The organism is Nonomuraea sp. CA-143628 (genome assembly GCF_050942315.1).
In the GTDB taxonomy this organism is placed as follows: domain Bacteria; phylum Actinomycetota; class Actinomycetes; order Streptosporangiales; family Streptosporangiaceae; genus Nonomuraea.
The window spans coordinates 2,828,475-2,850,270 of the sequence record NZ_CP192072.1; the positions used below are offsets into that span (position 1 = coordinate 2,828,475).

General features: G+C 70.2%; 27 protein-coding genes and 1 tRNA gene. 23 read left to right on the forward strand and 5 right to left on the reverse strand.

Annotated elements, in window-relative coordinates; genetic code table 11:
- The first annotated feature begins 6 nt into the window (after positions 1–6).
- Both ACQP2T_RS13285 and ACQP2T_RS13290 read left to right on the forward strand, forming a co-directional pair.
- Positions 7–1,419 carry a DNA-3-methyladenine glycosylase 2 family protein gene (locus ACQP2T_RS13285; protein ID WP_433516446.1) on the forward strand — a complete coding sequence of 471 codons (1,413 nt, stop codon included), beginning with the start codon at positions 7–9 and terminating at the stop codon, positions 1,417–1,419.
- A complete protein-coding gene (locus ACQP2T_RS13290) occupies positions 1,416–2,588 on the forward strand; it encodes an MFS transporter (RefSeq protein ID WP_433516447.1) in 1,173 nt (390 codons plus the stop codon). The genes ACQP2T_RS13285 and ACQP2T_RS13290 overlap by 4 nt, the downstream gene beginning before the upstream one ends.
- Positions 2,589–2,662: 74 nt before the next feature.
- On the opposite strand, the gene ACQP2T_RS13295 is transcribed toward ACQP2T_RS13290, so the two are convergent.
- Positions 2,663–3,568, reverse strand: a complete 906-nt coding sequence (locus tag ACQP2T_RS13295; protein WP_433516448.1) for a cobalamin biosynthesis protein — start codon at positions 3,566–3,568, stop codon at positions 2,663–2,665.
- Positions 3,569–3,599: 31 nt separating this feature from the next.
- Positions 3,600–4,385 (reverse strand): aminoglycoside phosphotransferase family protein, encoded by a 786-nt coding sequence (locus ACQP2T_RS13300; protein WP_433516449.1) that lies wholly within the window; start codon positions 4,383–4,385, stop codon positions 3,600–3,602.
- Between the two features lie 118 nt (positions 4,386–4,503).
- Between ACQP2T_RS13300 and ACQP2T_RS13305 the strand changes: the two genes are divergently transcribed.
- The gene (locus ACQP2T_RS13305; protein WP_433516450.1) at positions 4,504–5,238 is read left to right on the forward strand and encodes a ZIP family metal transporter; all 735 of its coding nucleotides are present in this window, start codon (positions 4,504–4,506) and stop codon (positions 5,236–5,238) included.
- Positions 5,239–5,285: 47 nt separating this feature from the next.
- Here ACQP2T_RS13305 and ACQP2T_RS13310 read toward each other — a convergent pair whose 3' ends face one another.
- On the reverse strand, positions 5,286–6,227 hold the full coding sequence (locus ACQP2T_RS13310) for a tyrosine-type recombinase/integrase (RefSeq protein WP_433516451.1): 942 nt from the start codon (positions 6,225–6,227) through the stop codon (positions 5,286–5,288).
- Between the two features lie 92 nt (positions 6,228–6,319).
- Here ACQP2T_RS13310 and ACQP2T_RS13315 point away from each other — a divergent pair.
- A tRNA-Arg gene (locus tag ACQP2T_RS13315) sits at positions 6,320–6,393 on the forward strand.
- Between the two features lie 29 nt (positions 6,394–6,422).
- Here the strand turns inward: ACQP2T_RS13315 and ACQP2T_RS13320 are convergent.
- Both ACQP2T_RS13320 and ACQP2T_RS13325 read right to left on the reverse strand, forming a co-directional pair.
- Positions 6,423–8,039: a tyrosine-type recombinase/integrase gene (locus ACQP2T_RS13320; RefSeq protein ID WP_433516452.1), complete on the reverse strand. Its 1,617-nt coding sequence runs from the start codon at positions 8,037–8,039 to the stop codon at positions 6,423–6,425.
- A 129-nt stretch (positions 8,040–8,168) separates the two neighbouring features.
- The gene (locus tag ACQP2T_RS13325) at positions 8,169–8,636 is read right to left on the reverse strand and encodes a hypothetical protein (protein ID WP_433516453.1); all 468 of its coding nucleotides are present in this window, start codon (positions 8,634–8,636) and stop codon (positions 8,169–8,171) included.
- Between the two features lie 217 nt (positions 8,637–8,853).
- Between ACQP2T_RS13325 and ACQP2T_RS13330 the strand changes: the two genes are divergently transcribed.
- The 19 genes from ACQP2T_RS13330 (at position 8,854) to ACQP2T_RS13420 (ending at position 21,740) form a co-directional block, all read left to right on the forward strand.
- Complete coding sequence (locus tag ACQP2T_RS13330; RefSeq protein WP_433516454.1) at positions 8,854–9,117, forward strand: helix-turn-helix domain-containing protein; 264 nt, start codon at positions 8,854–8,856, stop codon at positions 9,115–9,117.
- 64 nt (positions 9,118–9,181) lie between these two features.
- Complete coding sequence (locus tag ACQP2T_RS13335) at positions 9,182–9,442, forward strand: DNA-binding protein (protein ID WP_433516455.1); 261 nt, start codon at positions 9,182–9,184, stop codon at positions 9,440–9,442.
- A 58-nt stretch (positions 9,443–9,500) separates the two neighbouring features.
- A complete protein-coding gene (locus tag ACQP2T_RS13340) occupies positions 9,501–10,352 on the forward strand; it encodes a hypothetical protein (RefSeq protein WP_433516456.1) in 852 nt (283 codons plus the stop codon).
- The gene (locus tag ACQP2T_RS13345; protein WP_433516457.1) at positions 10,349–10,993 is read left to right on the forward strand and encodes a hypothetical protein; all 645 of its coding nucleotides are present in this window, start codon (positions 10,349–10,351) and stop codon (positions 10,991–10,993) included. The genes ACQP2T_RS13340 and ACQP2T_RS13345 overlap by 4 nt, the downstream gene beginning before the upstream one ends.
- Positions 10,990–11,259 (forward strand): hypothetical protein, encoded by a 270-nt coding sequence (locus ACQP2T_RS13350; RefSeq protein ID WP_433516458.1) that lies wholly within the window; start codon positions 10,990–10,992, stop codon positions 11,257–11,259. The genes ACQP2T_RS13345 and ACQP2T_RS13350 overlap by 4 nt, the downstream gene beginning before the upstream one ends.
- Positions 11,252–11,647 (forward strand): hypothetical protein, encoded by a 396-nt coding sequence (locus tag ACQP2T_RS13355; protein WP_433516459.1) that lies wholly within the window; start codon positions 11,252–11,254, stop codon positions 11,645–11,647. Before ACQP2T_RS13350 ends, ACQP2T_RS13355 begins: the two co-directional genes overlap by 8 nt.
- Positions 11,644–12,324, forward strand: coding sequence for a hypothetical protein (locus ACQP2T_RS13360; RefSeq protein WP_433516460.1), 681 nt, complete (start codon positions 11,644–11,646; stop codon positions 12,322–12,324). The genes ACQP2T_RS13355 and ACQP2T_RS13360 overlap by 4 nt, the downstream gene beginning before the upstream one ends.
- Positions 12,325–12,387: 63 nt before the next feature.
- Positions 12,388–12,765, forward strand: a complete 378-nt coding sequence (locus ACQP2T_RS13365; RefSeq protein ID WP_433516461.1) for a DUF6197 family protein — start codon at positions 12,388–12,390, stop codon at positions 12,763–12,765.
- A complete protein-coding gene (locus ACQP2T_RS13370) occupies positions 12,762–13,370 on the forward strand; it encodes a hypothetical protein (protein WP_433516462.1) in 609 nt (202 codons plus the stop codon). The genes ACQP2T_RS13365 and ACQP2T_RS13370 overlap by 4 nt, the downstream gene beginning before the upstream one ends.
- Entirely contained in the window at positions 13,367–13,513 is a 147-nt protein-coding gene (locus ACQP2T_RS13375) for a hypothetical protein (protein WP_433516463.1), read from the forward strand. Before ACQP2T_RS13370 ends, ACQP2T_RS13375 begins: the two co-directional genes overlap by 4 nt.
- Positions 13,510–13,662 (forward strand): hypothetical protein, encoded by a 153-nt coding sequence (locus tag ACQP2T_RS13380; RefSeq protein WP_433516464.1) that lies wholly within the window; start codon positions 13,510–13,512, stop codon positions 13,660–13,662. The genes ACQP2T_RS13375 and ACQP2T_RS13380 overlap by 4 nt, the downstream gene beginning before the upstream one ends.
- A complete protein-coding gene (locus ACQP2T_RS13385; RefSeq protein ID WP_433516465.1) occupies positions 13,659–13,952 on the forward strand; it encodes a hypothetical protein in 294 nt (97 codons plus the stop codon). The genes ACQP2T_RS13380 and ACQP2T_RS13385 overlap by 4 nt, the downstream gene beginning before the upstream one ends.
- Positions 13,949–15,031 (forward strand): DNA polymerase III subunit beta, encoded by a 1,083-nt coding sequence (gene dnaN / locus ACQP2T_RS13390; RefSeq protein WP_433516466.1) that lies wholly within the window; start codon positions 13,949–13,951, stop codon positions 15,029–15,031. The genes ACQP2T_RS13385 and dnaN overlap by 4 nt, the downstream gene beginning before the upstream one ends.
- A gap of 202 nt (positions 15,032–15,233) precedes the next feature.
- A complete protein-coding gene (locus tag ACQP2T_RS13395; protein ID WP_433516467.1) occupies positions 15,234–15,854 on the forward strand; it encodes a DUF1643 domain-containing protein in 621 nt (206 codons plus the stop codon).
- A gap of 83 nt (positions 15,855–15,937) precedes the next feature.
- Positions 15,938–16,375, forward strand: a complete 438-nt coding sequence (locus tag ACQP2T_RS13400) for a single-stranded DNA-binding protein (RefSeq protein ID WP_433516468.1) — start codon at positions 15,938–15,940, stop codon at positions 16,373–16,375.
- A gap of 83 nt (positions 16,376–16,458) precedes the next feature.
- Entirely contained in the window at positions 16,459–17,376 is a 918-nt protein-coding gene (locus tag ACQP2T_RS13405; protein WP_433516469.1) for a bifunctional DNA primase/polymerase, read from the forward strand.
- Positions 17,373–18,947 (forward strand): hypothetical protein, encoded by a 1,575-nt coding sequence (locus ACQP2T_RS13410; RefSeq protein WP_433516470.1) that lies wholly within the window; start codon positions 17,373–17,375, stop codon positions 18,945–18,947. Before ACQP2T_RS13405 ends, ACQP2T_RS13410 begins: the two co-directional genes overlap by 4 nt.
- Before the next feature lie 361 nt (positions 18,948–19,308).
- Complete coding sequence (locus tag ACQP2T_RS13415) at positions 19,309–19,575, forward strand: hypothetical protein (RefSeq protein ID WP_433516471.1); 267 nt, start codon at positions 19,309–19,311, stop codon at positions 19,573–19,575.
- The gene (locus ACQP2T_RS13420) at positions 19,572–21,740 is read left to right on the forward strand and encodes a DNA polymerase (RefSeq protein WP_433516472.1); all 2,169 of its coding nucleotides are present in this window, start codon (positions 19,572–19,574) and stop codon (positions 21,738–21,740) included. Before ACQP2T_RS13415 ends, ACQP2T_RS13420 begins: the two co-directional genes overlap by 4 nt.
- The last annotated feature ends 56 nt before the right edge of the window (positions 21,741–21,796 follow it).

Below are 21,796 nucleotides of genomic sequence, written 5' to 3' on the forward strand. Positions count from 1 at the left end.
CGGGTGATGGATGCGGACAATCTGTACGCGGTGCTCAGGAGCCGCGACCGGCGCTTCGACGGGCGGTTCTTCGTCGGGGTCGTCACCACGGGCGTCTACTGCCGGCCGAGCTGCCCGGCGGTCATGCCCAAACCGGAGAACCTGCGGCTCTACCCCTCGGCCGCGGCCGCCCAGCAGGCGGGCCACCGGGCCTGCAAGCGCTGCCGTCCCGACGCGGCGCCCGGCTCGCCCGACTGGAACCTGCGGGCCGACGTGGCCGGCCGGGCGATGCGGCTGATCGCCGACGGGCTGGTGGACCGGGACGGCGTCTCGGGGCTGGCCGCCCGGCTCGGCTACAGCGAGCGGCAGCTGCACCGGCTCCTGCTGGCCGAGCTGGGCGCCGGGCCGCAGACGCTGGCCAGGGCGCGGCGGGCGCAGACCGCGCGGGTACTGCTGGAGTCGACGGGGTTGGGGGCGGGGGAGGTGGCGTTCGCGGCGGGGTTCGCGAGCATCAGGCAGTTCAACCAGACGATCAGGCAGCTGTACGGGCTGACGCCGACCGAGCTGCGGTCCCGCACCTCCGGGAACCACGGAAGCCGGCCGGGCCCCGCGGCCGAGCTGCGGTCCGGTGCCGCAGGGAACCACGCAAACCGGCCGGGCCCCGCGACTGAGCGGGGCTCCGCGGAAGGAGCGCGGTCTATCCGGGTCGAGGTGCGGCTGGCCTACCGGCCGCCGCTGGACGCGGAGGCGCTGTTCACCTACCTGGCCGCGCGGGCCGTGCCCGGCGTCGAGGAGGGCGGGGCCGCGTTCTACCGAAGATCGCTGCGCCTGCCGTACGGGACAGCCGTGGTGAGCGTGACGGACGGCGGCGAGCACATGCGGTGCGAGCTGCTGCTGGCGGACGTCAGGGACCTGGCCGTCGCCGTGCGGCGATGCCGGGTGCTGCTCGACCTCGACGCCGACCCGCGCGAGGTCCAGGAGGTGCTCGGCGCGGACCCGCTGCTCGCCCCGCTGGTCACGGCCCGTCCAGGGCTGCGCGCGCCGGGCCACGTGGACCCGGCTGAGCTGGCCGTACGCGCGGTGTGCGGGGAGGGGGAGGAGCTGGCGGAACTGGTCGAACGCTTCGGCGAGCCGCTGGGCAGCCCGGCCGGGGCCGTGACCCACCTGTTCCCGCCGATGGCGGCGCTGGCCGAGATCGTCCCGATCGCCGAGGCGCTGGTCACCGGGCGGCTCACGCTCGATCCGGGCGCCGATCGGGACGAGGCCGAGCGGCAGTTGCGCGCCGTACCCGGCGTGGACGAGCGAACCGCCGCCTACATCCGCATGCGCGCGCTCGCCGACCCCGACGTCTTCCTGCCCACCCAGCACGTACGGCAGGCGCCCGCGAGCTGGCGCCCCTGGCGCTCCTACGCCCTGCACCACCTGTGGGCCGCGGCATGACGCTCACCGTTCTGGCCGCGCGCGACTTCCGCAGGCTGTGGATCGGCTCGTCCATCTCGCTGGTCGGCGACGGCATGACGCTCGTGGCCCTGTCCTGGCTGGTGCTCAACGGGCCGGGCGGCGTCGGCGCGCTCAGCCTGCTGGCCGCCTGCTACACCGTTCCGGTGCTGGCCGGTGGGCTGGCGGTGGGCCCGCTGCTCGACCGCTTCGACAAGCGGCACGTGCTGGCCGCCGACAGCCTGATCAGGGGTTTCGCGGTGGCCACCGTGCCGCTGACGGCCGTGCTGGGCGGCGTGCCGGGGTGGCTGCCGTTCGTCGTGGCGGCCCTGCACGGCCTGCTCAAGATGGTACCCATGGCCGGTGTGCCCGCCGCCATCCCGGATCTCGTCGAGCCGGACGCGCTCGACAAGGCCAACGCGCTGGAGTCCCTGGCGTACGCCGTGTCCGGAATCGTGGGCTATGCCCTGGCCGGGACGTTGATCGACGCCATCGGCGCGGTGAACGTCCTCGCCCTCGACGCGGTGAGCTATCTGTGCTTCGCCGTGGCCGCGCTGCTGGTCCGCACGCCGCTGCGGCCGCACGTGACGCCGGAGACGGGCCGGCCGCGCCTCGGCCACCTGCTGCGCGATCGGGCGCTGGTGCGCACGACGCTGGCGTTCATGGCGTTCAACATCGCCGAGGGCGCCCTGGTGCTGGTCGCCGGTCCGTGGCTGGCCAAGGACCGGCTGCCCGGCGGCCCGGCCACGCTGGCGCTGCTGCTGAGCGCCCTGTCGGTGGGGGAGCTGGCGGGCGGGTTCCTGGCCGGGTCGTGGAAGCCGAACGTCAGCCGGATGCGGGCGATCGGGCTGGCGCAGCTCGTGGCGGCGGCCGGATTCCTGGCGCTGCCGGCCGTACCCGATCGGTGGGTGCTCGCGGCCGGGTTCCTGCTGATCGGGGCGGCGGGCGTGGTGATGACCGTCTGGGCCCAGTCGCTGCGCATGGAGCTGATCCCGCCCGCCCTGCGCGGTCGCGCGTTCAGCGTGCTCCGTACGCTCATGCAGGCCACTCCGCCGGTCGGCGCCGCCGCCGTCGCCCCGCTCCTGGCCAGTGGCGACCTCACACTGACCGCCGTCCTCATGGCCGCTCTGGCCGGGCTGCCTGCCCTTCTCCTGCTTCTGCCGCACGACTGAGCCGGACCCGCCGGACCGGGTCGGGATGGCGTCATCGGTCGGCTTTCACCGGTCGGCTTTCATCGGCCGGCTTTTCAGGAGCGGCGGCGGAGGCCCCAGGCGGTCAGCACCGCGACTCCGGCGGCGGTCAGGCTCACCGCGCGGGTGAGGCGCACCGCGCGCCGGACGTCCGCCGGCTCGGGCTTAGGGCCGTCGCCCATGGTCGGCCGGTGCTCGGTTCTGCCGCCGTAGACGTTCGTGCCGCCCAGCGTGACGTCGAGCGCCCCGGCGAACGCGGCCTCGCACCTGCCCGCGTTCGGGCTGGGATGGCGGTGCCCGTCCCTTCGCAGTACGGCCAGCGCCCGAGCCCGGTTCGGGGCGACGAGTACGGTGATCAACCCCGTGAGCCGGGCCGGCAGGTAGTTGGCCACGTCGTCGAGCCTGGCCGCCGCCCACCCGAAGCGTTCGTAGCGGGGGGAGTGGTGGCCGATCATCGCGTCCAGCGTGTTGACCGCCCGGTAGGCCAGCAGCCCCGGGACGCCCGCCACGGCACCCCAGAAGAGCGGGGCCACGACGGCGTCGGAGGCGTTCTCGGCCAGTGACTCGACGGTGGCCCTGGCGATCTCGGGCGCCTCCAGCGCGGCGGGGTCGCGGCCGCACAGGTGGGGGAGGCGGGCGCGGGCCCTGGTCAGGTCGTCGTCCTCCAGCGCCGCGGCCAGGTAGGCGCCCTCGCGGGCCAGCGTGGTGCCGCCGAGCACCGCCCAGGTGGCGACGGCCGTCAACGCCGTACGGGCGACGGGGTTCGCCACGCGTTCGGTGAGGACGCCCAAGCCCGTGGCCGCGCCCGCGCAGAGGGCGACGTGGACGACGCCGTTCGGCCTGGCGTCTCGGTAAAGGGCCCGCTCCAGCCGGGTGGCGGCACGCCCGAACAGCGCGACGGGGTGGGCCGCGCGCGGGTCGCCGATGACGGCGTCGAGCGCCACGCCCAACGCGATGCCCACCGGCCTGGAGGTGTCTTGAGTTGGGCGGGACTTAACTGACCAAATGCGCATGGAGCCTATCTTCGTGCTTGTCCAGCCAGGCGGCCGCCCGGCGGATGCGCTCGCCCGCGCCGCCCGCCCACATCTTGGCCCAGCTCCCGCCCGTCGCCGCCCGGTCGCGCATGACCGTGTACGAGCGCTGGAACCGGAGCCTGGCCAGCTCCAGCAGCCGTCGGCGATCACGCGGCGGCACCCCGTACGCGTCGCAGAACAGGCGCAGCCGCGCCCCCACATCCAGCCCGCGCTGGAGCGGCGCCAGGTCGACCGGGTCGCCGATGGGGGCCCAGTGCCTGAGCGTCGTGACGACATCGAACAGCCGGGTCGTCGGCCGGGCCAGATCGAAGTCGATCAGTGCCTGGGGCCTTCCATCGCGAAATATCACGTTTTGCAGGGTTAAATCGCAGTGGCCGATGACCTCCGGGGCGGCGTCGTCGTTCGAACCGCCCTTCCATCCGCCGCCCGTCAGCGGGAAGCCCTGGGTCGCGTCGTGGAAGTCGCGCAGCAGCTCGGCCAGCCGTACCAGAGCCTCGTCGGTGACCGTCACCAGGCCGAGCCCGGTCGTACCCGGAATATAGGTGAGGATCTCGCGCCCGAGCCCGTCCATGCCCACGACGCGCGGCGCGCCCTCGAACCCGGCGGCTTCCAGGTGGCGGAGCAGGGCGTGCACGGCGGGCGTCGACGGGCTCGCCGGTCTGCGGACGGTGTCACCGACCCGGACCACCCCGTCTGTCACGTCCCCGCCCTGCAAGGGGATCTCGTGCAGGAGCGTCGCGACCATGCCGAGAAAGCTTAGACCCTTTTGCACCCCTCCCGCCTGGCGTTTAGCGTGCCCGCTGCCTGGCGTTTTAGCGTGTCGCGACTCTGTGACGCGCACGCGCCCCCTAGCCTGGAGCCTCATGCCGATCATGCTGTCGTTCGCGGCATTCCTGATGACGCTGCTCGGCGGGCTGGTCGCGCATCGGGTCAAGGAACGCCGTCACCTCGTCCTCGGCGCCGCCGCCGGCGTCATGCTCGGCGTGGTGGCGTTCGACCTGCTGCCGGAGGCGCTCTCCCGCGACCCGGCTCAGCTGGGCGGGGTGCCGGTGCCGATGCTGATGTTCGCGCTGGCGTTCCTGGGCATCCACAGCGTCGAACGCTCGATGGGCATGCACGACGCCCACGAAGGCGACTACGCCTCACACCGCCACTCGCACGCGGGCGTCGGCCTCGTCGCCGGCGCCGCGCTCGTCGTCCACAGCTTCCTCGACGGCGCCGCGATCGGCGCCGCCTTCCAGACCGACACCACGCTCGCGGTCGCGGTCGCGATCGGCGTCATCGCGCACGACTTCACGGACGGGTTCAACACGTACACGATCACTTCCCTGTACGGGAACGCGCGCCGCCGGGCGCTGATCCTGCTGGGCCTGGATGCTCTGGCGCCGGTGACGGGGGCTACGTTGACATCACTGATCGCGATACCGGCGGGGGTGCTGGGGGCGTATTTGGGGATGTTCGCCGGGTTTCTGTTGTACTTGGCGACGTCGGACATCCTGCCGGAGGCCCACACCACCAGCCGCGCGGCGGGTCCGACGCTGCTGGCCACGGTGGCGGGGGCGGCGTTCATGTGGGTGGTGATCGCCCTGACGGACTGACGTGCTGTTGCTGGTGGTCCGGTACGGGAGGCAGTCGGCGCTGAGGTTCAGTGGCGTTCGGCCGCGGCGCTGAGGTAGCGGCGTGCCATCTCCACGCTCTTCCACCCGGTGATCCGCATCAGGTCGAGCGGATCGCCGCCCTTCTCCAGATAGTCGTCGGCCATCGTCTGCCGGAACCGGTGCGGATGCAGCCGCCCAGGGATCCCCGCCTCCCGACCCCGCCGTTCCAGCATCTGCTGGATGCCCGTAGCGGTCAGCCGCCGCTCCCCACCCTCGGCCGTGATGCCGCGTACCGGAAGCCAGAGCCAGGGCGAGGCCGCGTGCGGATGCCGCGTACGGGCCCGCAGATACCTATCGATCGCCGCCGCGGTCTTGGGCCCGATCGGCACCAGATGCGCGTCGTCACCCTTACGGACGATCCGCAGCAGCCGCCGATCCAACAACACATCCCCTTGAGCAGTGTCCCGCTGATCACCGGCAGGACCGTGCCGGAGCCCGGCCAGCCAGGACAGCCGCATCCCGTTGTCCATGAGCACCCGCATGATCGCGGTATCCCGACGATCCACCCAGGTCCCTCCGGAGCACACCTCCAGCAGTGCCTCAAGCTCCCGGTCAGCCAGCAACTCGACCGTCCGACCGGCCCCTTTCGGCGGATCGATCCCGTCCATGGGCGTCCCCGAGATCCGCTCCTCTTCCGCGATCAGCCAGTTGAAGAACACCCGCAGGTTGCGAAAATGCTTACGCGCGTTCCCGGAACTGGTCGCGGCCGTACTGGCATCGAGAAACGCGCGCACGTTCGCGGCGTCGACCGCCTCCACCTCCACGGGCAACCCGCGCTCGGAGAGAAACCGGGCCAGGACGCGTACGCTGTCGAGGTAGCTCCGGATCGTTCCGGGTGACTTGTCAGCCGCCTGAAGGGACAATTCCCAGGAGGGCACCAGGTCGAGCAGGGGAGGCGAAGAGGGCATCTGTCTTCGGGATCGTGCCATGGTCCCTCCAAATCCGATACTGTTCGATCGGCGTATGATTATGCTACCGTCTCCTCTGGTCGGCTGACATGCTGGTCAGAGGCCGAATTCGAGCGCCCTTAGCTCAGCTGGATAGAGCACCGGACTTCTAATCCGACGGTCGCAGGTTCGAATCCTGCAGGGCGCGCTTTCTATGACCGGTCTGACCTGGGCGTTCTACTTCTGTTCGAGATCCGATGGGTCGGCGGAGTGGATCGGGGAGACCGAAGGGAGACCGCCAGTTTCGGACGGGTCTCCCATCGCGGCCGCGCGAGGCACCAGAACGACGCTCGCTTCGGCTGCCGCGTGAGCCACCTCTGGGAGCACCGTGGTGTACAAGTCGGACGTGATCGCGAGGCTCGCGTGCCGCAGCATCGCGGACGTGGTCTTCATGTCGTTCCCGGCCGCCAGCGAAAGTGTCGCCGCACCATGGCGGAGATCGTGCAGCCGGATCGGCGGCACGCCGGCCGCGAACGCGACGCGCTCAAACTGCTCGCTCACCCAGTCCGGCTTCAGCTCCGAGCCGTCCTCGCGGGTGAAGATGCGGCCGGTGTCCTGCCAATCCCGACCCCACCTCAGTTTCTCCGCGAGTTGCCGCTTGCGGTGAATCCGCAGAACGGCCAGCGTGCCCTTGTCGAGCGCGACGATTCCGTCCGAGGATTCCGTCTTCGGGTCGCCCTCCTCCACCTCCCGGCCCACGATCGTGAGCTGCTTGGCCACGGCTAGGACGCCGTCCTCGAAGTCGAGGTCTACCCAGCGGGCGCCGCAAGCCTCGCCGCGGCGCAGCCCGCGGAACGCGACCAGGTGATAGAGCGCGTACAGCCGGTCGGCCACTGCGTGGTCGAGGAATACGCCGAGTTGCGCGGGCGTCCACACCATCACCGGTGAAGGTCGCAGGTCGGTGCTCGCCCAGACCTTCACGGCCGATGTGGACGGCAACTCCGGGTCGGCACGCACGGCCGCCAGACGCTTCTGGAACGCTGTGTTGAACGCCTCCACGCGCGCCTTGGTCCACACCATGCCCTTCGGCTTCTTGCCCGCGGCCAGGCTCACCAGCGCGGCGGCGTTGAACGTCACCAGGTGCTCGCGCATGGCATCGGACAGCACGGTCCGGATCGTGGCCTTGATGCGCAGCTTCGTCGTCGGCCCGGTCAGCTTTTTGCCGCGCACGGCCTTCCGCACCTCGGGATCGTCCGACTTGCGCGCGGCGAAAATCTCGGCGTTCTTCTCGTCGATCCGGGTGAACACCTGCTCGACGGTAGGAGCGAACAGCCGGTCCAGGCGGACGTCGTCCAGGACCGGCCCGATGTGCACGTCGTGGTGACTGATGTAGCCCAGCAGCGTCGACTTGCGGATGTCGCCGAGTCGCCGACGCCGAGCCTCCCATGACGTCCAGTACTCGCCGAACGTCATCGACTGGAGCGGCTGGCCCGCCTTGAACTTGCGGTGGACGTCCTCATACTCCGGCAGCGGCGCCTGCTTCTTGTGGGCTGCCCGGATCATGCCGAGGATCTCCATCCGCGCCTCGTGCCCTTCCGGGCCAGCGTCTGGGATGTCGAGTAGGCGGCCAGCCTGCGAGTAGAACAGGGCCAGGTCCGTCTCGCTGGCAAACCCACCAAGCCGCAGATAGATGCGCTTCCCGTCTGGCCCGGCAGGCACCTCTTCCTTGCCGTACCAGGATCCGTGATTCGGGTTCCACGAGCCGTCTTTGCGACGCAACTTCGGGCACTTCACACCGAACTCGCGGCCGGTCTCATCGCGACACTTGCAGCGCTTGAAGCCGTTGCCCGTCATAGCGACGTCCCCTCTGTCGTCTCGCCCGCCGGTGTGTCTTGGCGTTTAACCCGCGTGGTGACGGCCACCGCCGATGGAATCAGATGCTCGTGCTCACTCGTCGGGCCAGCTGCTTCCCCGGCGAGGCGATCACCGGGTGCTGCTGGCCGGCTGGGTCGCAGCACCTCGGGACGCCTTGCCGCTGAGGGCGCCGGCCTCACGGAGCGCCTTGAGCAACGTTATGACGTGGATGCGCTCCTCATCCGTGAGTTCCCCGATCGCCAGCAGGCCGGTCCAGACGGCTTGCAAGCCCGGGTCATCGCCAACGAGGGAGTCCAGCGCGGAACGGTCCGGTCCCTGCTCCGGTTCTGCAGTCGTAATGATCTCCGGTTCACCGCCTTCAAGGATCGCCTCGAACGAACCCGGTTTCCAGCCGAGCCGTTCCTCTACGACGGCCACCGACGCGTCGCTGACCTGTCGGCGGGCTCTCTCGACGTCGCCGAGAGTACGGGTCGACAGTCCTGTCGCCGTCGCGAAATCTTCTCGGTACTTGAAGCCCAGCGAGGTACGTCGACGGACGACGTAGCGCGCGAGCCGCTGCAGATCCTGGGCACCCATGACGCCATCGTGTCGAAGGTGACAGGAACAATCAAGCGAGCTCCGGCAAGGAGAAGAGCGCCCATGGCCGCAGGTCTCATCCAGGGTCGCTGAATAGTTGGCGGGTAGAGCCACGAGGACAGTATTTGCCTGTTCTCTCCTATCTCTCTTGACGCCACTTCTCGAAGTCTCCTATCTTCAGCCCATGGAAGTAGGAGAGAATAGGAAAGAATCGGTGATGCGACCGAAGCAAAACGGCGCCGCGATCCGAGACTTCCGGCGTAAGGCGGGCCTGAAGCGGCGCGACCTCGCCGAGCGCGCCGGCATCACCTACCCGCACGTCGCCAACATCGAGAACGAGCACAAGGACGTCTCCTTCGAGGTCCTCTACCGGCTGGCCACCGTCCTCACAGTGGACATCCGCTCAGTGCTGCGCAACCCGCCCGCCCTCGGCGAAATCGCCGCCCTGGCCTGTACCGCAGAGCGCGAGCAGGCGTCATGACGAGACTCAGCCCGCAGACGATCGACCGCCTGGCAGAGGACGTCAACCGATGACCGTGCAGGGCTTGACCGAAGAACAGGTGCGTGCCCTCCCTGTGGCCGTTCCGCTGGTCACTGCGGGACAAGCACTCCTCATGGGCCGTACCAAGAGCCACGAACTGGCGCGCAAGGGCGCGTTTCCCTGCAAGGTGCTGCGACTCGGTGCCGCCTACGTCGTTCCCAAGGCCGCCCTGCTCGACCTACTGGGGCTCGCCGACGACAGCCTCGCCAGCGGAGCTCCCGCTGCCTCTTCAACGACCGCGGGCCCACCCGTCGCGACCGGATGAGCCCGCCCGAATCTGACCTCACTTGATCCAACATCCCCGACTTGCAAGGGACACGGACATGACCATCATGACAGCGACACCTGAGAGGGCGCGGCACACTAGCGTGCTCGGCTCCTTCGACGTCCTCGACGTCAGCGAGGCCATCCGCAACGCGGTCAGCCCGCACTGCACCCGCCTCAACCCGCGCGACCGGCAGGCGCTCGCTCACCTTACCTACGAGCTCGGCCTGCGCGGCATCACCCGCATGCTGCTGTCCAGGCTCGCCAACGGCACCGCCGCCCTGCCGCTGCCCGACGGGCTCGCCACGCACCTGATGGGCGTTCACGGCGACCACGACCTGCTGCCCGTCATCGACGAAGACGTGCAGGACGCATGGCTGGCCGCGCACGATGCCGCCGCCCTGCGTCGCGTCGCCGACGGCAAGGCGTGGGACGAGGACATGTGGCTCGTGCACAGCCTCACGTCCCGCATGACCTGCTGCGACAGCGACATCACCGACGCGGAGCGGGCCGCCATGCAGGACGTGGCGTGGGACGGCACGCTCGGCCGGTGCCAGGTGGCAGTGCTGCGCCAGCTCGCCGACCGGCTGATCGCGGAGGCCCCCAAGGTCACGCTGTCGCCGTGTCAGCACACGGATGAGCGGCCGGAACTGGCGGACGTACCCCACTCCATCACCGTCGAGCGGATCACGCCCGAGCTGAGGTACGGCACCGAGCTGCCCGACGACGCCACTCTCGTGGTCGTCGAGCGGCACGCGGGCCGCCTCGCCAAGGTGTGCAACATCACGGACGCGCACGTCGCCGACTACACCGAGTGGGGTTACGACGTCACCATCGAGGACCTGGCGCGCGGCATCGCGGGTACGTACGGCGCCACCTACGTCGAGACCGCGCTGGCGGTGACTCGGTGAGGCTCTCCGTACCCAAGAGCGTTCATCGCGAGATGGCGCGGGCCATCCGGCTCGGCTATCGCATCGAACTGCCGCGCAGCCGCAACCGCAAAGGCCAGGTCGCGCTGCTCACGCTGCAGGGCAGTCCGATCGACCAGTGCGACGACGTTGAACCGCAGGACCTCGCCTCCGCCATCACCGAGTTGCTGCAGGGCCGTGCCGCGAGCGGCGACCTGGAGCACGGCAGATGGGGACGCAAGAGCAGTAACAGCAGCCCGGGAGCCTGCCGCTACTGCAGCAGCAGCAGCGGCGGACCGGACGGAGACCACCCGCGCACGATGTGCCGCGGCTGCGACATGCCGCAATGCCTGTACCCGAGCAAGTGCCGCATCTGCCTGGTCGGCTACCTGAACGGCATCTCGTACGGGCTGTACGGCGATGACCGACAGTGCGGCTACAAGGGCTGCACCAGCGAGGCTGTGGCCGAGGCTCCGCACGTGAAACGGGTCTGCCGGGACCATCTCGACCGGCCGGTCCGACGCTTCGGCGGCGAGGCCCTCAAGCTGATCGACGAGATCACCTCGCAGATCGCCCTGCTCGGCCAGACGTACGGCGTCCTCGACTGGCAGCGGACGCACTGGTTCGCCGGGGGTGCGCGATGAGGAAGACCAAGCTGCCCACCGTCCCCGTCGACGCCACCGCCGTACGACGCGACCACCTCATCCCCGTCGACGGCATCGTCGCCACCATCACCGCAGTCGGACAGCCCGCCCCCGGCCGGCTGAACATCTTCTGGCGGCAGGCCGACGCCGAAGACGACACGACCCCGATCTCCGGGACGTTGCCGGTCCGCGAAGACGACGACGTGCTGTGCATCCGCAAGGCCGACTGGCTGGCCAGCCAGGACAGCGAGGTGTCCTGTGGCTGACTTCCATCTCGACCCCGACGGCCCGCACTCCGACGACAACACCAGGCACGTCGCCAACGCCTTCGCCGAGACAGTGCGGGTCCTCAACTACGCCACCCGCACCAGCGACGGAGTCACCTACCCCAGCACGGTGCATGACGTGCTCGGCAGCCTCCGCACAGGCATTCAGCGCATGGAGCAACTGCTGCAGCAGCTTGGCCAGCGCCTCGGCCGTTTCGAGGATGGCGACCTCGCCGACAGCAGCGGAGGCGACCCCAGACAGGCCGCAGGAGACGCGCGATTGAGCATCGCCGAAGCACTCAGCAGCGTGCAGGCCGCAGCCGTCCAGCTCGATCTGGCGTTCAACGACACCTCCGGCCTCTACCTGCGAGACGGAGGCGAGGGGTGACCGCCAAAAGCACCGCCACGCTGGCCCGCCAACGCGGAGCGGCCAGATCTCGCGCCAAGTACGCCCAGCAGGCCGCCGACCGGCGAGACGAATTTGCTCAGCTCCGGCAGCAGGGTGCCACCATCGCGCAGACAGCCGAAAGCATGGGCGTGTCATACGAGCAGGCCCGGCGATGGGACGTCCGACTCCGCGACGAGCGGCCCGGCTATGCGCCGCCCGCCCGTGGCCGTGCCATGCAGACCGCCCGCGAGAAGTGGCTCGCCAAGGCGCAGGCCCGCTACGAGGAGTACCTCGAACTGCGTGCTGACGGCGTGCACCCGGGGATGATCGCCCAGAGGATGGGCGTGTCCCTCGGCACCGTCCAGCGCTACCAGCGCCTCTACCGGCAGGACGCCGGGATCGACTCCTGGTGGGGGCAGCGGTCCGCTGAGCTGCGGCCGCGCATTATCGCCCACCTTCAGCAGTGGCCCGGGGTCGTGTTCAGCGCATACGACCTGCAACGCAAGCTCGGCCTGCACACCGACCACACGTACTCCGTGCACGCAGTCATGCGAGATCTGGTCGCCGAGGGAGTGGCCGAGCTCGTACCGGGCGTCCGCGACCGAGGGGTCGCCCCCGACGACACTCCGGTCCGCCGCTACCGCTACGGCAATAGGCGCCATCAACCGCATCGGTGACGAGCGCCTGCCCGGCGGCGCATTCTCGCCCTTCCCAGACCTCTTCTCCCGTGGAGACACGCCATGACCCTCAGCCTGACCTTGACACCCGCCAGCGTGGCACTGGGTGTCGCCGACCTGATCGAACGGCAGGGCCTCGCCCGCGACTACTACCTCGACCCGCAGAGCCCGCTCCCACCGCGCGAGGCGCCCGTCTGCCTGCTCGGCGCCATCGCGCTCGTGTGCGGCTACCCGCCGGAGGCATGGGAGGACGACCCGGACAGCTTCCGTAGCCCTTCGTGGCGGCTGGTGCTCGACACGGCTGACGCGCTCATCGACTGGCTGGCGCTCGACCACGACGAGGCGTACACCGAATCGCTGGGCCGCTGGTCGGACGAGCGGGACGCCGCGACGGTCATCGCCGAGCTGCGCGACTTCGCGATGGGGGTGCTCAGCTCATGAACGCTTCCGTGCGCGCGTTCTGGGTCGACACCGACTACGACCGCGAGGCGGCCAGCGACAGCGTGTCCCGCTACGGCTTCTACGTGCGCGACCGCGCCGATCGCTTCGGCGAGGCGTGGGACTGGCAGGAGACGGGGCAGGCCCGGTTCGCGGCCACGGCGTGGCGGGTGGCTACCAGCCCCATCATGGCGCCCGGCTACGTCCGCTTCCACCCGCGGCTGCTGTCCGCCCGGGTGGACGTCAACGACTGGGACGGCTCCCTGATCGGCACCGCCGACCTGGTCACGCCCTGGCCGCAGCCGCTGGCCGCCTCCCGCGACTGGCGAACTGAGGACACCTGGTGGCGGGACTGGCCCACCGAACCCAACTGGAGCACCGACACCGTCCGCTACCTGGACCCCGGCGGCGAACAGCTCGCCGACGGCGCGCACTTCCTGATGGCCAGTGCCGCCCTGGTGTTCCCGCTACCCACCCGCCCGCTGCCGACCCTGCCCCCGAGCCCGCCCACCGACTTGGCGGCCCTGGCCCGCACCCACGTCAATGCCTTGGTGACGGAGATGAACCGCATCGTGACACCCGTGATCAGCACCTTGGAACGGTCGTGAACCCGATGATCCGCAGCCACAGCGCCGCCGTCGTGCCCGCACTTCCCTCGGGCACGACGGCGGCCAGCACCACCAGCATCTACCCGCGCGCATGGGCGTGCTGGGCTGCCGCCACCACGACCCACGCCTGGAGAACACCATGAAGATCCGTATCACTGGCCTGCCCGACGAGGTCGAGCTCGCCGCCGCCGAAATCGGCCGTGTCCTCAACATCATCGAAACCTCCGCCCCCTACCCCTGCCGCGGCATCTCCCGGCAGGTCCGCCTCTACCTGGAGGTGCGACTGCCATGAGCATGACGACGACCACACCCGCCCCTGTGCAACCGGACAGCGTCTCCTGGATTCGCCCCTGGTATTCGGGTGGTGTCGACGTCGCCGCCAGTGGCACCGCAGGCCACATAGTCATGGTCGGCCACCTCTACGCCGACTGCGACGACCTGCTCGACGTCGAGGCCGACCCGCGCGAGGGCGCTGGCTGGCTCGACCCGCGCCAGCCCGGCACCTGCCCAACGTGCCTGTACCGGCACGACCCGACTCTCTACGCCGAGATCTTCGGCGAGGAGGAGGACACCACGCCATGAAACTCAGCATCGACCCGAAACTGCTGGCCGGCACCGTCACTGCGGCCGCCCGCTCCCTCCCGCAGCGGCCGGTCATCCCCGTCCTGTCCGGTCTGCTCCTGGAGGCCGCCGACGACCGGATCACCGTATCCGCGTTCGACTACGACATCGCCCACCGCAGCCACGCCGCCGCGGACGTCGCCGAGCCCGGCCGTGTCCTGCTGCCCGGCCGCGTGCTGGCCGAGGTCGCCAAGAGCCTGCCTACCGGCGTGTTCGTGGAGGTGACCGCCACCGACACCGAGGCCACGCTCACATGTGGCCGCTCAGAGTTCGTGCTGCCCACCCTGCCCGCCGACGATTTCCCTGCCCTGCCCGAGCCGCCAGAACCCGCCGGCACCGTGGACGGCGACGTGTTCGTCACTGCCATTCACCAGGTCGTCACCGCCTGCAGCACTGACGACACGCTGCCGATGCTGACCGGCATCCGGGTCGACGCCGACGGCGACACGCTAACCCTGGCCGCCACCGACCGGTACCGGATCGCTCTCCGCGACCTGTCCTGGCGGCCCGCGTCCGCTAGCAGTATCGGGAAGCTCGTGCCCGGGCGGATCCTGCACGACATCGCCCGCGACCTCGGCCACGGCCCGGTCACCCTCGCGTTCAACGATCAACTCGCCGCGTTCACCACCGACACGCGGCAGAGCACCATCCGGCTCCTCGACGAGGAGTACATCGACTACCGCCGTCGCCTCGGCATCGACACGCCCATCGTCGCCCGGGTGAACGCCCCCGCCCTAGTCGATGCGGTCAAGCGGGTGGCGCTGGTCGCCGAGCGGAACACCACCATCCGCCTGTCCTTCACCGCGGGTGAGGTACTCGTGCAGGCCGGCGGTGCCGACATCGGCCGCGGCAGCGACGTCGTGGCCTGCGAACTGGACGGCGACATCGAGATCGCCTTCCAGTCGAAGTACCTGCTCGACGCCCTCAACGCGATCGACGGACAAGCCGACATCGGCATGACCGAACCGCATCAGCCCGCCCTGATCACCTCCGAGGACGGCGCCTACCGCAACCTCACCATGGCCGTGAGGGTCGCATGAACGGCCGCCGGTACCTGCTCCACGGCGATCCCGTGACGGTCGTCTGCTCCTTCGTGCTGCCATCCAGGGCCCGACCGCTGGCGCCCGTCCCTGCCTGGCTCACGTGGGCCGCCCCGCCATCCGGGGCGCCCCGCAACGTCGCCGTGCGCTACCCCGACGGCCGTGTAGTCGTCCGCCCGTTCCGGGGCCTGCGGAGGGCGCGATGACGTACGCCGACTTCCTCGAGCGCCGCGCCAGCGGGCCAGCAAGCCCGGCATCCCGGCCGCCTGACCGGGCGGCGCAGGCGGAAGTCGTTGACCACCAGGACACTCTCTTCCCCGACGGCTCGCATGGCGCCGTCATCGACGGCCAGTACCGCTACACCCTGTGGCGCATCTGGAGATCTAAGCCGGAGCCCGCCCTGTGCGCCTGGGTCATGCTCAACCCGTCCACCGCCGACGCCAGTCACAACGACCCCACTATCCGACGCTGCATCGCCTACGCGCGAGCGTGGGGATACGACGGCATCGTCGTGCGGAACCTGTTCGCGCTGCGCGCCACCCAGCCCGCCGACCTCCTCGCCGCCCACGACCCGGTCGGCCCCGACAACGATGCCTGGCTGAGCTGGTGGGACGGCGTGCGCAGCGTCGTCGTCGCCTGGGGCACCGGCCGTTACCCGAACCTGCGCGGGCGCTCGGCGCACGTCGCGGCGCTCCTGGAGCCCCTCGATCTGGTGTGCCTGCGCATCGCTGGCGACGGCCAGCCAGTCCACCCGCTCTACCAGCCGTCCGGTCTGGTGCCGACGCAGTGGCGCCCACCGCGCCGAAGACAGCGCCCGCTCTGAGCCTTAAGACCTCCGCAGATCAGTCGTCAACCAGCTATTTCGGGCAACTACCAATCGCTACTGAACGCACAGGAGAATCCGCTATGTCTGGCGAGACCACGATCACCATCATCGGCAACCTGACCGACGACCCCGAGATGCGCTACACCCCGGCCGGCGTCGCGCTGGCCCGTTTCACCGTCGCCTCTACCGCCCGCGCCTACAACAAGCAGACCAACCAGTGGCAGGACGGTGACCAGCTGTTCCTGTGGTGCACCGCCTGGCGCGACCTGGCCGAGCACGTCTGCGAGTCCCTCATCCGCGGTACCCGGGTCATCGCCTCCGGGCGGCTGCGCACCCGCAGCTACGACGACAAGGACGGGATCAAGCGCACCGCCACCGACCTGACCGTCGAGGAGATCGGCCCCAGCCTGCGCTTCGCCACCGCCAAACCGGTCAAGGCAGAGCGCACCGGCCTCCACGGCAGCGGCAACGGCGCGCCCGCCGACGACCCGTGGGCCAGCGACGAACCCCCGTTCTGACCAGGCCAGCTCTCGGCACCCTCCGGGAGCGCCCGTCCATGTTCCACTCCGCACCACCCACACAGGAAAGGCGCCTGCGCAGGATGATCGCCTCCCGCACCCGCGACCACTGCCCGCCCCTGCCGTACGCCCTGGCCGCCGCCGCTCGCGGCTGGCATGTCTTCCCGCTCACTCCCGGCGACAAGACGCCGCTGGAGGGCATGAGCTGGAGGCGGCTGGCCACCACCGACCCCGTGGTGATCCGCCGGATCTGGGCCCGCCACCCCTACAACATCGGCATCGCCTGCGGCCCCTCCCACCTGGTCGTGATCGACCTTGACATGCCCAAACCGGGCGAGCGGCCGCCGCCCGAGTGGGCCCGGCCCGGCATCACCGACGGGGCCGACGTCTTCGCCGTGCTGTGTGGCCAGGCCGGGCAGCCGGTGCCGCTGGAGACCTTCTCCGTGCTCACCCGCCGCGGCGGCCTGCACCTGTACTTCACCGCCCCGGACGGCCCGGCCCTAGGCAACACCTCCGGAGACCGCGGCAACGGGCTCGGCTGGAAAATCGACACCCGCGCGGTCGGTGGGTTCGTCGTCGGCCCCGGCAGCCACGTGGACCTGCCCGACGGCACCGGCCCGTATCAGGTGCTGCACGCCGTCGACCCGGAGCCGCTCCCGGCTTGGCTGGCCGACCGGCTGCGCCCGGCCCCGCTGCCACCCCAACAGCCCGTCCGGGTTCCGCTGCGCAGCGGCCGGCGCGGCGCCTACCTGGATGCCGCCATCGCCGCCGAACTGCGCCGGGTGACCGCGTCCCCGCCCGACGGCCACAACAACGCCCTCTACTGCGCCTCGGTCGCGCTCGGCCAGCTCGTGGCGGGCGGCGACCTCGACGAGGCCGACATGACCGACCTGCTGGCCCAGGCCGCCCTGCAGGTCGGCCAGCCCCGCCGTGAGGCTCTGCGTACCATCGCCTCCGGCTTCCGCGCCGGTGCCCACCGCCCCCGCCGGGTGCCCGCATGACCAGCTCCACCCCGGTCCAGGTCGGCTCCGGGCCGGAAACCATCCGCGTCCTCAAAGGCGCCCTGACCGACGGGCTGCTGCCCGACACCTACGTCTCCGGCGGCGCCCTGATCCACACCGAAACCGTCTCCGGCGGGCAGACCAGCCCGGCCGCCGACGAGGACTCGCCGCTGCCCGTGGCCGCCAGCCCGCTCACCCCCGACAACCTCGCCGGCCTGCTGGCCGAGAACGCCTACGTCTACCGGCTGCGCTCCCGCAAAACCCCTGACGGCGGCTCGGAACTCTATGAGGAGGAGGTCACCCCGCCCCGGGCCATCCTGTCCGCCGTGCTGGCCGGCAAGACCTGGCCCAAGCTGCCCGTCCTGCGCGGCGTCATCGGCGCCCCCGTCCTGCGCCGCAACGGCACCCTCCTGCAAGAACCCGGCTACGACAAGGAGACCGGCCTCTACCTGGCCGCCAAGGTCGCCCTCCCGCCAGTCCCCGACCAGCCCACCCCCGACCAGGTAGCCGCAGCCCGCGAGTTCCTGCTCGAGCGCTTCCTGCGCGACTTCCCCTGGTCAAGCGCCGCCGACTGGGCCAACTACGTCGCCCTGCTGGCCACCCCGATCCTGCGCCACTTCACCCGCTCCCTGACCCCGTTCGCCCTCATCGACGCCACCATGCCCGCCTCCGGCAAGAGCATCCTCACCGCCGGCCCCGGCATGCTCTACGGCCAGCGCGTCATGCCCTGGCCGTATGCCGAAGAAGAACTGCGCAAGGCCATCACCGCCGTTCTGACCGAACAGGTCGGCGTCGTCATCTGGGACAACCTGGCCGAAGGCACCGTCATCGACTCGGCCACCCTCGCGGCGCTGGTCACCGCCGGCGTCTGGTCCGACCGCCAGCTCGGCGTCTCCCGCAACATCACCGGCGTCAACGACCGGTTGTGGATGGCCACCGGCAACAACCTCCAAGTCGGCGGCGACATGGCCTCCCGCACCGTCCGCGTGCACCTCGACCCCAACATGCCCCGCCCCGAGCAACGCGACCAGACCACCTTCGGCATCCCCCACCTCGACCAGTGGATCACCAGCCCGGCCAACCAGCACACCGTGCTATGGCACCTGCTCATCCTGGTCCTGGACTGGACCCGCGCGGGCGCACCCCGCGCGGCCGGACTGGACATGCGCCAGTTCACCCCCTGGGCCCAGCACCTGGGCGGCTTCCTGGCCCACCACGGCATCGAGGGATTCCTGGCCAACGCCGCCGACGTGCGTGGCATCGACGAAGACGAAACCCGCTGGCGCGCTTTCCTGGCCTGCTGGCACACCCTGCACGGCATCGAGCCCAAGACCGCCGCCGAGCTGCGCCGCTCGGCCGAACCCGACCACCTCGGCGAGAACGAGCTCGACCGCTGGGACGGCCAATTCATCACCACCCACACCGGCCGCCTGCCCAACCCGCTCTCCCTCGGCCGACTCCTGGCCGGCCAAGTCGGCCGCTGGCGCGGCGACTACGTCCTGCGCACCAGCAAGAACGACCGCGGCGATCGCAACGTGTTCTGGGTGGAATGCCATGCCGACCACGCCTGACCGAAAGCCTGCCGTGACGCAGAAAGAGCTGAAACATCTCCGCAACTCCGCAACTCCGCAAACACACCCTCAACCAGCAGAGATGGGTTGCGGAGATAAACGATCAACCAAGGCTCTATCTCCGCAACTCCGCAGATTTGCGGAGATAGAGCCCGTTTGCGGAGATGGAGTCACTCCAGAATTTTCTATCTCCGCAAGCGTTTCCCCAGCTCAAACAAGATCATGCGGAGTTGCGGAGATGCGGAGATGTTTCAGCCCTCCGCCCTATAGACACGCGCGACGCCCCACGTAACGGACCCTGCGGCGACACCGAACCGCCGAACCGAAAAACCCACCGAACAACTCTGAAGGGACGCCCGACATGGCGATCACCAGCACACCTGAGCATCCCGCGCTGTTCACCCTCGGCCCCGACGCCGCGCCGTCGATCTCCGGCCTCGCCCACGTCTCCGCCGACCCGGCCGTCAGCGACGCGGCGCTGACCAGCGACGGCTACACCTGGCTGGCCGCCATCCTGCCCGCCCCGACCCCGCCCGTCTGCGCGGCCTGCCGACACCCGACGGTACTGCCGCCTACGGCGCCGGTGCTGTGGACCTGCCCCCGCTGCCACCCGCAGGAGGCGCGATGACCGCTCTCGCCGCCATCAGCCTGCCCGCTTCGTACACGCGCCACCACGGCGGTCACACCATGACCGTCCACGGCCCGGCCACCTTCGACCCAGGCGCCTTCGCCCGCTTCACCGCCGGCCAGACGCTACTCGGGCTGGACGTGGAAACCAGCGCCATCGACGACAAAGGCCCGCGCCACTTTGACCCGGGCTTCACCGTCCGCCTGGTGCAGTTCGGCTCCGAAACCGAGGCGTGGGTGCTCGACCCGGCCGATGAGGCGCAACGGGCCGCCGCGACCGCGGTGCTCGCCGACCCCGAACGCCGGTTCGTCAGCCACACCCCCTACGACCCGCTCGCCATCTGGTCGGCGTTCGGGATCGCGCTCGGCCAGCACGTCATCGACACCCACCTGATCTCCAAGCTCATCGACCCCGACGAGCGCGCCGGCCACGGCCTCAAAGAGCTCACCACCCGCCACCTCGACGACGGCCTGGCCCAGGCCGAGACGGCACTACACGCCCGCATGCGCACCCTCGCCCCAACCGGCCATCGAGCGGGCAACACCTGGCTGACATGGGGCTGGAACCACCTGCCCACCACCGACGAAACGTACGTCGTGTACGCGGGCCTGGACGCCGTCTACGTCCGCCGCCTCCTACCCGTGCTTCTCGAGCGGTGCCGCGCCTTCACCCACCTGGTGCGGATGGAGCAGTGGCTGGCCGCCCAAGCCACCGGCATCACCATCCGCGGCCTGCTGCTGGACCGCCCCTACACCACCAGACTGCTCACCGACGTGCGCGCCCAGCACGATGCTGCGGCCGAGCGCATCGCCGACGCGCTCGGCTTCCCCGGCGGCTCCCCGCGCTTCGCCGCCTGGCTGGACGAGCAGCTGGCCGACGCCGACATCGACGACCGCGACCTGCCGCGCACCCCCACTGGCCGCCTGCAGGTCACTCCCGACAGCCTCACCATCCTGATGGACCGGCACGCCACAGCGCTCGCCGAACAGGCCCGCGACCTGATCGACGCGCGCCTGGCCATGGCCCGCACATCCAACCTGATCGCCAACCTGAAGGGCTTCCTGCGGTTCACCGACCCGGCCGGCCGCGTCCACCCGCAGATCAACACGCTGCGCGCCAAGACCGCCCGCATGAGCATCACCGCGCCCGCGCTGCAAACGTTGAAGAAGCACGACCCCAGGTTGCGGCGCTGCTTTCGCGCCGATGACGGCCACGTCCTCATCTCCTGCGACTTCTCCCAGGTCGAGGTACGGGTGGCGGCCGCCCTTTCCGGCGACCCCACCCTCACCCACGTGGTCGCCTCCGGCACCGACATCCACGATGCCACCGCCGCCCTCATGTACGGCGAACACTTCACCGCCGAACAGCGCACCATCTCCAAACGCTGCACCTTCGGCACCTTGTACGGCGGCGGCGCCAAAGCCTTGGCCGCGCAGACCGGCGTCACCCCCGACATCGCCCGCCAGGTGATCGCCCGTTGGCAGTCCGCCTACCCCCACGTCATCGCCTACACCAAACGCCTGGCCAGCAAAAGCGTGGTGACCACGCCGAGCGGCCGCCGCATCCCCGCCGACCCCGCCCGCGGCTACGCCAACGGCAACTACATGGTCCAATCCACCGCCCGGGACCTGCTGCTGGCCGCCGTCTACACCTTCACCACCCGCCACCCCGAAGCGAAACTATGGCTGTTCGTCCACGACGAGATCATCATCCAAGCCCGCCACGGCGACGCCGACCGGCTGCGCGACGCCCTCCAGCAGGCCATGACCACCACCTTCCGCGGAGTGCCGATCGTGGCCGACGCCGAGATCCTCGGCACCCACTGGGGCCACCTGCATGATGACGAACCACCCGGTGACACCTCCGGCGGAACCGAGACGGCCGCTCCGCCATCGCCAACAACTCCGGTCACGATCAACCTCGACGAGCGGCGCGTCGACCGGCGACTGGTCGGCGAACTCCGCCGGATCCTGCGGGCACACCGCGGAACCATGCCGGTCCACATACACCTGTGCAGGCTGCACGCCTCCACGGTGGCGCTGGACCTGCCCGACTACTCGGTGAGCCCGGGCCCAGCCTTCCACGCCGAGATCGAGACACTGCTCGGCGCCACTCTCTCAGCGCCAGGAAGCACGCAACAGCCATCCTCGGGGTACACAGCGTGATTGCCCAGTAGGGTGCATACCGACAAAGCCCCAGCACCGCTCCCGACGGTCCGGGG